Annotated in this window: 15 protein-coding genes; 9 read left to right on the forward strand and 6 right to left on the reverse strand. The window is 72.2% G+C overall.

What is annotated here, in order from left to right; translation table 11 throughout:
- The first annotated feature begins 310 nt into the window (after positions 1-310).
- The gene (locus ADK67_RS23060) at positions 311-904 is read left to right on the forward strand and encodes a DUF4232 domain-containing protein (protein WP_053718679.1); all 594 of its coding nucleotides are present in this window, start codon (positions 311-313) and stop codon (positions 902-904) included.
- Positions 905-1,684, forward strand: a complete 780-nt coding sequence (locus tag ADK67_RS23065) for an alpha/beta fold hydrolase (RefSeq protein WP_053718566.1) — start codon at positions 905-907, stop codon at positions 1,682-1,684. It abuts the gene before it with no gap.
- On the opposite strand, the gene ADK67_RS23070 is transcribed toward ADK67_RS23065, so the two are convergent.
- Together ADK67_RS23070 and ADK67_RS23075 are read right to left on the reverse strand one after the other, a co-directional pair.
- Positions 1,674-1,973, reverse strand: a complete 300-nt coding sequence (locus ADK67_RS23070; RefSeq protein ID WP_053718567.1) for a hypothetical protein — start codon at positions 1,971-1,973, stop codon at positions 1,674-1,676. The two genes, ADK67_RS23065 and ADK67_RS23070, sit on opposite strands and share 11 nt — an antisense overlap.
- 18 nt (positions 1,974-1,991) lie before the next feature.
- Positions 1,992-2,363 (reverse strand): hypothetical protein, encoded by a 372-nt coding sequence (locus ADK67_RS23075; RefSeq protein ID WP_053718568.1) that lies wholly within the window; start codon positions 2,361-2,363, stop codon positions 1,992-1,994.
- Positions 2,364-2,581: 218 nt separating this feature from the next.
- Between ADK67_RS23075 and ADK67_RS23080 the strand changes: the two genes are divergently transcribed.
- The 5 genes from ADK67_RS23080 to ADK67_RS23100 all read left to right on the forward strand — a co-directional run bounded on the left by ADK67_RS23080 (position 2,582) and on the right by ADK67_RS23100 (position 7,243).
- The gene (locus tag ADK67_RS23080) at positions 2,582-3,403 is read left to right on the forward strand and encodes a hypothetical protein (RefSeq protein WP_053718569.1); all 822 of its coding nucleotides are present in this window, start codon (positions 2,582-2,584) and stop codon (positions 3,401-3,403) included.
- Between the two features lie 140 nt (positions 3,404-3,543).
- On the forward strand, positions 3,544-3,804 hold the full coding sequence (locus ADK67_RS23085) for a hypothetical protein (RefSeq protein ID WP_053718570.1): 261 nt from the start codon (positions 3,544-3,546) through the stop codon (positions 3,802-3,804).
- A gap of 1 nt (position 3,805) precedes the next feature.
- A complete protein-coding gene (locus ADK67_RS23090; RefSeq protein WP_053718571.1) occupies positions 3,806-4,057 on the forward strand; it encodes a hypothetical protein in 252 nt (83 codons plus the stop codon).
- A 1-nt stretch (position 4,058) separates the two neighbouring features.
- The gene (locus ADK67_RS23095) at positions 4,059-6,827 is read left to right on the forward strand and encodes an FtsK/SpoIIIE domain-containing protein (RefSeq protein ID WP_053718572.1); all 2,769 of its coding nucleotides are present in this window, start codon (positions 4,059-4,061) and stop codon (positions 6,825-6,827) included.
- Entirely contained in the window at positions 6,824-7,243 is a 420-nt protein-coding gene (locus tag ADK67_RS23100) for a hypothetical protein (protein ID WP_053718573.1), read from the forward strand. The genes ADK67_RS23095 and ADK67_RS23100 overlap by 4 nt, the downstream gene beginning before the upstream one ends.
- On the opposite strand, the gene ADK67_RS23105 is transcribed toward ADK67_RS23100, so the two are convergent.
- Entirely contained in the window at positions 7,240-7,647 is a 408-nt protein-coding gene (locus tag ADK67_RS23105) for a GNAT family N-acetyltransferase (RefSeq protein WP_053718574.1), read from the reverse strand. The two genes, ADK67_RS23100 and ADK67_RS23105, sit on opposite strands and share 4 nt — an antisense overlap.
- A gap of 35 nt (positions 7,648-7,682) precedes the next feature.
- On the opposite strand from ADK67_RS23105, the gene ADK67_RS23110 reads away from it, so the two are divergent.
- Together ADK67_RS23110 and ADK67_RS23115 are read left to right on the forward strand one after the other, a co-directional pair.
- On the forward strand, positions 7,683-8,393 hold the full coding sequence (locus tag ADK67_RS23110; RefSeq protein ID WP_053718575.1) for a GNAT family N-acetyltransferase: 711 nt from the start codon (positions 7,683-7,685) through the stop codon (positions 8,391-8,393).
- A gap of 41 nt (positions 8,394-8,434) precedes the next feature.
- Complete coding sequence (locus ADK67_RS23115) at positions 8,435-9,442, forward strand: NADP-dependent oxidoreductase (protein ID WP_053718576.1); 1,008 nt, start codon at positions 8,435-8,437, stop codon at positions 9,440-9,442.
- 78 nt (positions 9,443-9,520) lie between these two features.
- Here ADK67_RS23115 and ADK67_RS23120 read toward each other — a convergent pair whose 3' ends face one another.
- The 3 genes from ADK67_RS23120 to ADK67_RS23130 are packed head-to-tail and all read right to left on the reverse strand — an operon-like array spanning position 9,521 to position 12,998.
- On the reverse strand, positions 9,521-10,135 hold the full coding sequence (locus ADK67_RS23120) for a hypothetical protein (RefSeq protein WP_053718577.1): 615 nt from the start codon (positions 10,133-10,135) through the stop codon (positions 9,521-9,523).
- A 39-nt stretch (positions 10,136-10,174) separates the two neighbouring features.
- On the reverse strand, positions 10,175-11,371 hold the full coding sequence (locus tag ADK67_RS23125; RefSeq protein WP_063797699.1) for an amidohydrolase: 1,197 nt from the start codon (positions 11,369-11,371) through the stop codon (positions 10,175-10,177).
- Positions 11,361-12,998: an FAD-binding oxidoreductase gene (locus tag ADK67_RS23130; protein WP_053718578.1), complete on the reverse strand. Its 1,638-nt coding sequence runs from the start codon at positions 12,996-12,998 to the stop codon at positions 11,361-11,363. The genes ADK67_RS23125 and ADK67_RS23130 overlap by 11 nt, the downstream gene beginning before the upstream one ends.
- Positions 12,999-13,000 lie beyond the last annotated feature (2 nt).

Genomic DNA, 13,000 nt, shown 5'->3' on the forward strand with positions numbered 1-13,000 from the left:
GGGAAGAGCGTCCGCCAAGCCTGCCCGGCTTCGACCAGCCTAAGGCACCCGAACCCATGTCAAATCGGGCCTCGGTGGGGAGGTTGCGGGTCCGATGTGAGGCGGCTGGGGGCGGTGAACTCGGTGGGCGGCGGGGTCCGTTGTGCGGCCGTTGGGTGAGGCTCACTAGGGGGTGCGCCGGGTCCGTTGTTTGGGTTGGTAGGCGTCAATGATGCGCCCGATCCAGTGAATTCCTGGCCTATCCACCCAACCGACCGGCGGTTGGGTACGTCCTCCTGATAAGGACCCGTTCCCTAGCCAGGAGGTGGACATGAGGCGACTCGTGGCGTTCGGCGCCCTCGCGGTCGCGCTTGCGGCGTGTGGGAGTCCCCAGCAGGCGGGTTTGCCGTCGAGCATCGTGGTCGAGCCGACGGTGTCCTCGGAAGTCGCGCCGGTGCCCCCCTCGTCGGCGCCGTTGACGTCCGGTCAGGTCTCCGCGCCCGGTTCCGGGCGGTGTACGGCGGCCGTGTTGGCGGGGGTGGTGGAGTCGACGGAGGCCGGTGCGGGGAATCGGTACGGGAAGCTCGTGGTGACGAACAACGGTTCGGTGCCGTGCACGGTCAACGGGTACAGCGGGTTGCAGTTGCAGGACGCGGCGGGCAATCCGTTGCCGACCGACCTCCGGCGCACGCCCGACCCCGGTCCGTCGCCGGTGACGCTCGCGCCCGGCACGGCGGCGGCGGCGAACTTGCACTGGACGGTGGTGCCCACCGGGGACGAGCCGGTGGACCGGCCGTGTCAGGTGGAGGCGGCGAAGGCGGCGGCGATCCCGCCCGACGAGACCGAGCCGATGAGCCTGCGGTGGGGGCTCGGTCCGGTGTGCGCCGGGGGGAAGATCGAGATCAGCGCGTTCTACGCTGCCTAGGTGATCGAGTCCAACGTACCCGGCCACGCCGGCGAGCTCGCGGTCCGCACCTGGCCCAACCTGGACGCCGACTGGCTCGCCGTCGTCGTGCACGGCTACGGCGAGCACAGCGGCAGATACGCGCACGTCGCCGAAGCGCTGGTGGGAGCGGGCGCGTTGGTGGTGGCGGCCGACCACGTCGGGCACGGCCGGTCCGAGGGTGAGCGGGCGCTGATCGTCGATTACGACGGCGTGGTGGCGGACCTGGGTGCCACGGTGAGCTCGGCGGCGTCCGACCTGCCCACGGTGCTCGTCGGGCACGGCGAGGGTGGGCTGGTCGCGGCGCGGTACGCCCAGTCGAACCCGTTGGCGGCGCTGGTGCTGTCGGCGCCGGTGCTCGGCACGTGGGAAGGGCTGGACCGGCTCGGGTCCGACGACCCCGGCGCGCCGCTCGACCCGGAGCTGCTGTCGCGTGACCCGGAGGTCGGCAAGAGGTACGCGTCGGACCCGTTGGTGTGGCACGGGCCGTACAAGAGGGAGTCCTTGGAGGCGTTGGAGCGCGCGCTGGACGAGGTGAACTACGGGCCGGCGTTGGAGCACCTGCCGACGTTGTGGCTGCACGGCGACGCCGACGAACTGGTGCCGTTGGCCGACACGCGCACCGGCACCGACCGGCTGCGCGGCCTGCTGTTCGAGGAGCGTGTCTACCCCGGCGCGCGGCACGAGGTGTTCAACGAGACCAACTCGGACGAGGTGCTGGCGGACGTGGTGGCGTTCGTGCGCCGGGTGCTCAAGCTGTGATCAGGTTGGCCGCCGCGGTTGGTCGGGCGGCGGCACGAGGGTCCGGGTGAGGTCGGGACTTGGTGGTGTTGTGGACGGCCGGGGCCATCGCGGCACGGCGCGCGGGCTCGTCGGTGACGGTCGGTTCGATCGGCAGGGCCTGCGGCCCGTTGTCGACCGGCCGTTCCTCCAACGCTGTCAGCCGTGCCGCGCGCCGTGCGGCGATGACCACGGCGGCGCCTTCCAGGTCGAGCGAGCCGAAACGGGTGGGGCGGCCGACGCGAGGCCGCCCCACCCCGTCACGGATCATTCCCGGGGCGTTGGCCGCTCAGTCGTCGTAGTCTTCGTCGGCCTCGGCGTAATGGTTGTCGTCGGCGTGCGCCGATGTCGAACCCGTCCACGCGCCTTCAGGGCTGGACCACGCGTACCCGTCGTGGTAGCCGGCGTTGCCCTGCCAAGTCCACGCCAGAACGTAGAAGGAGCCCGCGCCGTACGGGCCGGCGACCTCGTAGGACTCGTAGAAGTACGAGCCGCCTTCGCCGTCGGCGCCCGACGCCAGGTCGTGGACGGTCGCGCCGTTCGCCGTGGCGGACGCGTTGTTCTGGTCGAACTCCACGTCGGCGGACGCGATGCCCGCGGCGCCGATGATGAGCGGGAGGGAAAGGGCGCCCGCGGCGACCAGTCGGATGATGCTGCGCATGGTGGAACCTCCTTGGCATAGATGGCCATGCGCTCACATCGTTACCTCGCGCGGCACGCCGCCGGACGTCGCAGACCGCATCGTGTGAACGGGGGTTGAACCGGCGAAAACGGGCTGATCAGCGGACATCACGAGGGGTGGGCGCAAGTCCCTGCTTATGGGTGACATCAGTGGCACCCTCACGCGCCCCACGTGTGTCATGGACAATTCGGGTCGAGATGGTGGGAGAAGACCTGGAGCTGCTGATCACCGCGGTGGTGGCGGCCGATGACGAGCAGCAGGCGCGGGCCGCCTGCGCCGCACTGCTGCGCCAAGTCGGCGGGCGGGTCGTGCGCGCCTTCGACTGCTCCGACGAGGAACCGGGCTGCTGGTCGGTGACGATCAGCCGGGTCAGCGGCGAGCGCGCGACGCAGAACGTGGCCGGCGCGCTGGCCCGTGCGGTCCGCACGTTCGTCCGGCAGCTCGGCGACGAGTTCCCCACGCCGAGGGTGGCGTGCGAGCCGCCGACGGCGTGGACGGTGCTGGAGGACCCGGCGCTGCTGGACGGTCTGGTGCCGGGCGCGGAGCGGTTGCTGGTCGAGGCGTGGGCCGGTGGTGATCCGCAGCAGCACGAGCCCCAGGCCGACGAACGGCAACCGGTCGAAGCACGTGCGCCCGAACGGGCGAACGTGGCCGGGTCGGAGACGGGATCGCGGCTGTCGTTGCGCGTGGACGTGGCCACCGACCGGTCCGCGGGCGCCGAATGGCAGGCACGGGCGGTAGCGAGCCGGGTCGCGCGCAGTGGCAAGATCACCCGAGTGGCTCCACATGGGCACCTACTGAGCGTGCACATCGACCTCGGTTCGAGCGTTAATTCGCCCACGGTGGCGCTACACGACGCCGTGGCGTCGCTGGGCCGTTCGGGGTGGTCCGACGTCGAGTGGTCCGACGGGTCGGGGTCGATCCGCTGGTCAGCCACACCGGTGCCGCAGGCGGGGATCGCCGCGTTGGAACTCACCGCGACACCGGGATCGGCATTCGTGTGGACGGTGCCCGACTGAGATCCACATCGCTGACCCGATCGAGTGGATTTCCACTGCCACCCGGTCAGCCGATCTTGCTTGTGAATCGTGAAACCTTAGGTACTACTTTCAACTATAGGAACTCAATCAGTTTCGCCAGGAGGGGTCGGGGATCCGGCATGGCCAGCATCGAAGAGGTCCGTAACGCGATCGCACAGGCCGTCGAGAAGGCGGGCCAGAGCGTGAACGCCCTGCAACAGGCCGCCGACCTGGCCGAGGACGCGCAGGCACTGCTCAGCACGGCCACGCAGGGCAGCGTCCAGGCCGACGTCGAGCAGGCGAACGCGCGGTTCGCCGAGGTGGTCAGCGGCGTCACCGACTTGCAGAAGCACCTCGGCGCCGGGATCTCCCAGGCCGAGAGCATCAATTCCAGGTTGTGACGTGACCTCGGTAGGCGAGATCAGGCTCGCGCTCGAGCAGAGCTGCGAGTTCCTCCGGGACGCCTACCGCAGCGTCCGGGAAGCACAGAACGCGTTGGACGAAGCGGTCGACATCCTGCTCGACGCGAGCGCCGACCACCACGAGTCCCTGGTGCCCGCCGGGTTCGTGGCGGCCGGCGAGAAGTTCGCCGACCAGTTGGAGCTGATCGTGGGCAGCCTGGAACTGGTCCAACGCCTAGCCGTGGAGCTGTGACGTGAGCAGGCGTGACGAGCGCCGCAAGAGGATCGAGGGCTCCTTCGAGGAGTTCCGCAAGGCGGTCGCCGCCGCGCTGGGCAACGCCTCGCGCGAGCACCGCGTCCTCGCCGACGAACGCGCCCGCGACATGTTCGAGGTGATCCTGCGCGGCGACGGCGTCGACCGGGCGCTGGCCGACCCGCTGCTCGCCGACGCGCTGGCCAACCCGCTGTTCGAGCAGCAGCTGGCGAGGGCGTTGATCGACCGGGTCGAGGCGTTCCGCGAGTGGTCCGAACGCGGGCCAGACCAGTTGACCGCGCTGGTCGACGCGGCGGCCGGTGGCCCGGCGTCGTGGCCGCCGGAGGCGTGGCTCGGCACACCGGGCACGGCCGACGGCGGCGACGGCGTGCCCGAGCTGTGGCGCATCGGCACGGGCGTGGTGCGCGGCGCGCCCGAGCCGCAGCGGTTCCCGGTGGCGGTGCCGCTGCTGGACCACTCGCACCTGCACGTCTCGTCCACGCACGAGAGCCGGGCCGCGGCCGAGTCGCTGGTGGAGACCCTGTTGTTGCGGGTGCTGAGCCACTTCCAGCCGGGCCTGGTGCACGTGCACGTGTGGGACGTCGGCCAGCTCACCGGAGCGCTGCCCGGCCTGTACCCGCTGACCAGGGCGGGCCTGCTCACCGTGCACGACCCGGCGCGGCTGCACGAGCTGCTCGACGAGCTGTCCGACCACATCCGCCGCGTGCACACCGGCGTGCTGACCGAGGGCCACCAGTCGGTCCGGGCGGTGGGCGGGCGGCGCACCGAGCCGTGGCGGGTGGCGGTGCTGTTCGGCAACCGGCAGCCGTTGCGGGAAGAGCACCAGCAGCAGCTGCAACGGGTGGCGCGCAACGGTTTGGCGGCCGGGATCCAGCTGTTCATCGTCGACATCCCGGTCACCGTCAACTCGCCGATCGAGACCGTCACGATCGCCGCCGACCAGTCCGCGACGTGCACGATGACCGGCAAGCACGTGGCCGTCGCGCTCGACCCGCCGCTGCCCCGCGCCCAGGTGCCCCGCGCCTGCGCGGCGATCGCGGACCAGCGGGAGGAGCGCCGCAACCGGCTCAGCACGTTCGCCGACCTGCTGCCGGAGCACTTCTGGCGGGAGGACTCGTCGGCGGGCGTGCTGGCGCCGGTCGGGTTCCTGGAGGGCGAGCCGGTGCACGTGGGGCTGGGCGACACGTCGCCGCACGCGCTGATCGGCGGTCCGAGCGGCTCGGGAAAGACGAACTTCCTCTACGCCATGCTCGGCAGCCTGGCCGCCCGGTACGCGCCGGACGAGCTGGAGCTGTACCTGCTGGACTTCAAGGAGGGCGTGTCGTTCGCGCAGTTCGCGCCGGGCCGTAAGGACCCGACGTGGCTGCCGCACGCGCGGCTGGTCGGGGTGAACGTCAACACCGACCGCGAGTTCGGCGTGGCGCTGCTGGCGTTCCTGGCCGACGAGATGCGCAGGCGGGCGGACGCGGCGAAGCAGCACGAGGTCACCAAGCTGGAGCAGCTGCGCGAGGAGGACCCGCGCGGCCACTGGCCGCGGATCGTGGCGGTGATCGACGAGTTCCAGTACCTGTTCGGCGAACGCGACCAGGTCACCGCGCAGGCGACGCAGCTGCTGGAGGACGTGGCCCGGCGCGGCCGGTCGCAGGGCATCCACCTGGTGCTGTCCAGCCAGGACGTGTCCGGCATCGAGGGCTTCTGGGGCAAGTCGGCGATCTTCGAGCAGTTCACCGTGCGCATCGCGCTGCCCAAGGCGCGGCGGGTGCTGGCCGAGCCGCAGAACGACGCCGCGGTGGAGCTGCCCCGCTGGCACGCGGTGGTCAACCACGAGTCGGGCGTGCGGCCGGGCAACGAGGTCGCGCGCATCCCGGACGCCACCGCCAAGGGCACGTTCGACGCGTTACAGGCCGAGCTGCACCGGCTGCGCCCGGCGGACCTGGCCGAGCCGATCCTGTTCGACGGCAGCAAGGTGCCCGCGCTGCAGGCGCTGCCGGACTTCCGGGCGTTGCGACCGGTCGACGGCGGCAGCCCCACCGTGCTGCTCGGCCAGGTGATCGACGTGGCGGGCAGCGCCGCGAAGGTGCGGTTCGCCCGCACGCCGGGACGCAACATCGCGGTGCTCGGCTCGCTGGCCGGCGACGCGGCGGGCGTGCTGGGCGGCGCGGCGCTGTCGCTGGCCCGCCAGCACCTGCCGGGTGACGCCCAGTTCACCCTCGCGTGCCTGGCCGAGGACGCCTGGCCGCACGCGCAGCGCCTGGCGAAGCAGCTGGGCGACGCGGGCCACCCGGTGGAGCTGCTCGGCCTGGACGGCGTCCGGTCGCTGGTGGACGACACGGCGTCCCGGATCACCGCGAGCATGACCGGCGAGACGGGCGCGCCGCTGCCGCCGCACTATCTGGTGGTTTACGCGGTGGACGCGGCGCACACCCTCTTGGAGGCGAAGAACCCGACGACCCGGGCCTCCGGGGTGGACAGCCTGCGGACCGTGCTCAAGCACGGGCCGGAGAACCGGACCCACGTGCTGGGCTGGTGGCGCGGCGCGCAGCGGCTGAAGAACAGCCTGTCGCCGGGCGTCTACGACGACATCGGCGCGTGGATCGCGTTCGACATCCAGGGCAAGGAACTGCTGTCGTTCGGACCGGAGCAGGTCATGGCGTGGTCACCGCGACCGCGGCGCGGCCTGTTCTTCGACCGGTTCGAGCACTCGCGGCCGCAGGTCGTCATCCCGTTCGACACCGGGGAGGAACCATGATCAGCCACGCCTCAGTCGTACCCGCGCAGCGCACGAACGGGCACGGCGTGCCGGAGGTCGAGGCGGTCTCGGCGATCGAGCGGTACCGGGAGGTCGTCGCGCTGGCCGGCGAGTCGGCCGAACGGCTGCGCACCGCCGACCGGGCCAGGGTGCGGCAGCTGCTGGAGCGGCTGGCCGAGACGCAGGACCGGATGGCCGAGGTCATCGACCAGGAGAAGCTGGTCAAGCAGGTCGTCAAGGAGCACTGGGACGCCGTGGTCGGGCTGCTGTGGGACGAGCGGTGGTTCACCATGACCACGGTGCCCGCGCCGGACGAGTCGGTGCCGCCACGCGACCAGCGCGAGTACAACACCGCCCTGGACCTGGCGTTCCGGGCGCTGGAGGAGTCGCTGCAGAAACGCGCCCTGTTCCGCTAGAAACCCCAGGAGACGGCGACGGTGTCGAAGTCCAGCTCGGCGCCGGCGCGGCGGTAGGTGGCCAGGGCGGCGGCGTTGTCCTTCTCCGTCCCGGTCCACACCCCGGTGCACTCGCGTTCCACGGCCAGCCGGATCAACCGCTCGATCAACGCGGACGCGATCCCGCGCCGCTGGTACGCGTCGTCCACGCCCAGCTCGTACAGGAACATCTCCACGCCCTTGTCGGGGTGGATGGTCTCGACACCGGACACGAACCCGGCCGGCTCGCCGTCGACGTACGCGACCAGCAGGTGGTGCCGGTCGTCGGCCAGGAACGCGCGGGTCGCGTCCTTGCGCGGCACGTCGTCGAACAGGTGCCCCGCGGCCATCACCGCGTCGAACGACGTGATCCGCCGGATGTCCATGCGGGCGAGGGTAGCCCGCGGGTGATGATGTGGTCATGCGCGTTCTGCCCTCCCCCGCCGACGTCTCCGCCGCCACCCCCGACCCCATCGCGCGGTGGGCGTCGCAGTCCCTCCTCCCCGGCCGCGGCGGCACGGCGTGGGCGCACGGCGACGCGGTGGCGGTCCTGGCGCCCGGGTTGTTCCGCTTCGACCGCCTGGTGCTCACCGGCCCGGTGGACGACGTCTCGGCGCTCCTCCGCGCCCACGTGCGCCCCGGCGTGCGGCCCCTGGTGACGGCCGCCGTGGCCGATGAGCTCGGCTGGCCGGTCATCGCCACGTTCGGCTGGATGGAACGCGGGGGTTCCCTCGCCCCCGGTTCCGCCGCCCGCTGGCTGACCGACCGGGACCACGACGACGTCGAGTCGCTGCTGCGCAAGGCGAACCCCGACCCGTGGGTCCGGCCCGGCGGGCCGGGCGCCTCCCGCTGGGCGGGCATCCACGTGGACGACGTGCTGGTCGCGGTCGCGGCGGACGCCTGGCCGTCACCTCAGGTCGGCTTCATCGGTGGCGTGGCCACCCACCCCGACCACCGCGGCAGGTCGCTGTCCACGAACGTCTGCTCGTTCGTCGTGAGCGCGTTGCTGGCCGAGCGCGGCACGTGCGGGCTGATGGTCGACAAGGCGAACGAAGCCGCCATCGCGGTGTACCGGCGGCTCGGTTTCGCCTACCGCAGCGTGACCGCACTGCGGGACTCAGCTCACACCTGAATGGCGGAACAGCGCGGTGACGCTGAGCTGTTGCACGCGGTATGACGTTGCCGAACACCGCGCGCGAGATCCACCTCGCCTCCCGCCCCGAAGGCTTCCCGACCTCGGACGACTTCGCCCTGGTCGAAGTGCCCCTGCCGGCCGTCGCCGACGGGCAACTGCTGGTCCGCAACCTCGTGATGAGCGTGGACCCGTACATGCGCGGCCGGATGAACCTGAGCAAGTCGTACGTGGCGCCGTACGAGATCGGCGAGGCCCTGACCGGCGGCGCGGTGGGCGAGGTCGTGGCGTCGAACGCGCCCGGTTTCGAGGTCGGCGACACGGTGCTGCACGGCCTGGGCTGGCGCGAGTACGCCGCGGTGGACGCCGCCGACGCGACCAAGGTCGACCCGCAGGCCGCGCCCGTCGGCGCCTACCTGGGCGTGCTCGGCATGCCCGGCATGACGGCGTACGCGGGCCTGCTGGACGTCGCCGCGTTCAAGGAGGGCGACGTGGTGTTCGTGTCCGGCGCGGCGGGCGCGGTGGGCCAGGTCGCGGGCCAGGTGGCCCGGTTGCGCGGCGCGAAGCGCGTGATCGGCAGCGCGGGCAGCGACGCGAAGGTGAAGTACCTCGTGGAGGAGCTGGGCTTCGACGCGGCGTTCAACTACAAGGACGGCCCGGTCGCGGAACTGCTGGCCGCGGCGGCGCCGGACGGCATCGACGTGTACTACGACAACGTCGGCGGCGAGCACCTGGAGGCGGCGATCGCCTCGTTCAATCAGTTCGGCCGCGTCGCCATGTGCGGCTCGATCTCGAACTACAACACCACCGACCCGGTCGGCCCGCGCAACATCGGCCTGGCCGTGGGCAAGCGCCTGTCGCTGCGCGGGTTCATCGTCTGGGACCACGAGCACCTGCGCGAGGACTTCGTGCGCGAGGTCAGCGGCTGGATCGCCTCGGGCGAGCTGCGCTACCAGGAGACCGTGACCGAGGGCCTGGACCGCGCGCCCGAGGCGTTCATCGGCATGCTGCGCGGCGAGAACGTCGGCAAGGCCCTGGTGACCCTGTAGGGAACCGGTTGTCGGGCACGGCCGGCGATGCGCTCGCGTCGCCGGCACGTGCGCCCCTGTCGGCCGGCGGGCCGCGCGTCAGCCTCCGTGCCGGGCGAAGACCTCCCGGATCCCGCTCAGCGCGGCGGCCCGCTCGGTCTCGTCCGAGTACCACCCGGACCGGCTCTCGACCACCGACTCCGGGGTGAACTCCCGCCCGAACAGGTACGCGTCGAGGCAGTACCCGAACCCCGACTCGGCCATCGGCTGCAAGCCCTCCTGCTCGCAGTGCGCCAGGAACCCCTCGGCCTCCCGCCACTGCCCGCCGTCGAACCAGAACACCCCACCGGCGTAGTGGATCGTGTTCCCGGTCGCCTCGTCGGTGAGGTTCAGCGACTCGTAGTTCTCCGGACGGTTGCGCACCAGGTGCACCAGGTCGTCGGGCACGCCGCGGTAGAGCGACTCCTGGAGCGCGTAGTCACCCTCCGCGTACAGGTTCAGGTCGGTCTCGTGGTCGAACGTCAGCAGCAACGCCCGGCCCTCCGGCGTGAAGTACCAGACGGTCGACTGCCCGCCCGAGTCGTTCCACGCGAACCGCTCCGCGCCGTCCACCACCATGGGCGCCACCTCGGCGATCTCGCCGACGATCGCCGCACGGCGCCGCACCTCGACCAGCGGAGTGGTGACGAGCCCCTCCCACACGTCCTCAGTCATGCGCGCAGGCTACTGACCACCACCGACAATTCCCCGCATTCACACGACTTCGCCGTCCGCGGCCACCACGCGGCCCTCGTGCACGACCACCGTGCGCGGCGCGCGATCCATCACCGCGGCGGTCACCGTGTCACCCGGCACCACCACCAAGTCCGCGGGCGCGCGTTCGGTGAGCCCCAGCACCCGGCCCATCACCGCCGCACCGCCCCGCGTGGCGACGTCGACGCACATCTCGACCAGCTCGTCACGCCGGAACCCGTTGCGGTGGGCCAACTGCCACGTCCGCTCCAGCATGTCGCCGTTGCCGTAGGGCGACCAGTAGTCCCGGATGCCGTCCTGCCCGAGCCCGACCCGCACCCCGGCCCACCGCAACTGCCGCAGCGGCAACGGCTCCCGCGCACCCGGCGCGACGGTCGTCACCGCGACGTCGTGCTCCGCCAGCCGGTCCACCAGCTCCCCGCGCCGCGCCTCGTCCACGCTCGACAGCGCGAACGCGTGGCTGATCGTCACCTGCCCCTGCATGCCGAGCGCGCCCACCCGCTCGCAGATCAGCTCCACCTGGAACGCGCCCAACGTCCCGGCGTCGTGCAGGTGCACGTCCACCCCGCGCTGGTGCTTCTCCGCCAACCCGAACACGACGTCCAGGTGCCGCACGGGATCCCGGTCGTACCCCGCCGGGTCGAGCCCGCCGACCAGGTCCGCGCCCGCCCGCAGCGCCGCGTCCAGCAGCTCCGCGGTGCCCTTCTCGCGCAGGATGCCGCACTGCGGGAACGCCACCACCTCGACGTGCGCCCGCGCGGCGTGCTCCTCCCGTGCCGCGAGCACGCCTTCGAGCTTCTCCAGCCCCGAGTCGACGTCCACCTGCGCGTGGCTGCGCACGTGCGTGGCGCCGCCGGCGATCGTCCGCCCGAGCGTGTAGGTGGCGCGTTCGGCGACGGACGCCTCCGCGGCACGCCAGTTGCGCCGGTCGTTGTCGATCAGCTCGGCCAGCCCGTCACCCGCGCTGTGCGGGCGGAACGGCAGTCCCAGCCGGGTCGAGTCGAGGTGCGCGTGCGCGTCGGTGAACGCGGGCAGCAGCACGCCGCCCCGCCCGTCGACCACCGCCACCCCGGGCGGCGGGTCCAGGTCCTGACCGAACGCCGCGACGTGCCCGCCCTCGCAGAGCACGTCGACCAGGGGTGCGCCCGGGGCGTTCGGCCACGGCCGCACGGAACGGATCAGCAGGTCACCGGTCACCAGGCGACGCTAGCCCCGACGCTCCGATGTCGCCAGCGAGGAGTTTGCCCGGGTTGAGCACGCCGGTCGGGTCGAGCGTCCGCTTGACCGACGCCAGCACGTCCAGGCCCAGCGCCCCGATCTCGGCTTCCAGGTACGGAGCGTGATCGGCGCCCACCGCGTGGTGGTGGCTGATCGTGCCGAGTCCGGTGATCGCCTCGCTGGCCGCGGCCTTCGCCACCTGCCACTGCCCGATCGGATCGGCGGCGTCCCGGGCGGCCAGCGCCGTGAAGTACAGCGACGCACCGGTCTCGTAGGCGTGCGAGATGTGGCACATGACCACGCACTCGCCCAACGCGTCGACCAACGCCTCCCGCACCGCGGCACGCAGGTCCGACACCTTCGACCAGTGCGTCGCCGTCTCCAACGTCTCCACGCACACGCCGACCTCCATCAGCGCGTCCCGCTGGCGGGGCCCGTTGAACCGACCGTGCCGCCACGCCTCGCCGAGCGCCTTGCCGAGCGACAGTGCCTTCACGCCGCGCAACGACTTCGCCCTCCGCCGCGCGACCTCCCGCTTCGACGCCCCGTGCCAGCCGAGGATGAGCATGCACGGCTCCCGCACACCGCGTGCCTTCAGATATCCCTTGAGCGCGTTGACCTTCCACCCGCCGCCCAGCGCCAGCGACACCTCGGTCTCGTCCACATCGGACAGACGTGTCACGTCCGCCGGCGCCCGCCGTTGGGCCAACTCGCGCACGAGAGCCGACCCGCGCTCCCACCCGTCCACCACGAAACCCTCGTACCGCTCGACCTCCGGCCGCCGCCGCACCCGCAGCGCGACCTCCGTGATGACGCCGAAGACGCCCTCGCTGCCGACGACCAGCTGCTTCAGGTCCGGCCCGGCCGCCGACGCCGGCGCACCGCCCAACCGCCACTCGCCCACCGGCGTGGCCAGCCGGACGCCCTCCACCATGTCCTCGAACCGGCCGTACCCGGACGACGCCTGCCCGGCCGACCTGGTCGCGGCGAACCCGCCGATGGTGGCCCTCTCGTACGACTGCGGCACGTGCCCGATGGTCAGCCCGTGCGCGGCCAGCAGCCGTTCGGCCCGCGGCGCGGGCAACCCCGCCTGGAGCACGGCCAACCGGGACACCGGGTCGACCTCGACCAGCTTGTCCAGCCGGTGCAGGTCCAGCGCGATCACCGCCGCCTTGTCACCGCGCAGGGCGTTCACCCCGCCCACCACCGACGTGCCACCGCCGAACGGCACCACCGCGACGTCGTGCTCGACGCACACCTGCAGCACCTCGACGACCTGCTCGGGTGACGCGGGCAGCACCACCGCGTCGGGCACGGCCAACTCGCCGTCACCCCGTTGCCGCAATAGGTCCACATAGGACAGACCGCCGGCACGGCCGAGCCGCGAGTCGCGGTCCACCCGCACGTGCCCCGGGCCGACCACCTCGCCCAGCGCGGTCTTCGCCGCGTCGCTCAACCCGGACCCCGGCACCTCCGGCGCCCGCGCCGGCGTGCGGACGTCACCCAGCCCGGTCCGGTCCCGCAGCCACTTCACCGCGTGCGGCGGGAGCGAGCCCGTGGTCGTGGTCCACCTGCCCCGGAGGGTGTGGTCGATGTGCTCGGTCACCG

It is taken from the genome of Saccharothrix sp. NRRL B-16348, assembly GCF_001280085.1.
Taxonomy (GTDB): Bacteria; Actinomycetota; Actinomycetes; order Mycobacteriales; family Pseudonocardiaceae; genus Actinosynnema.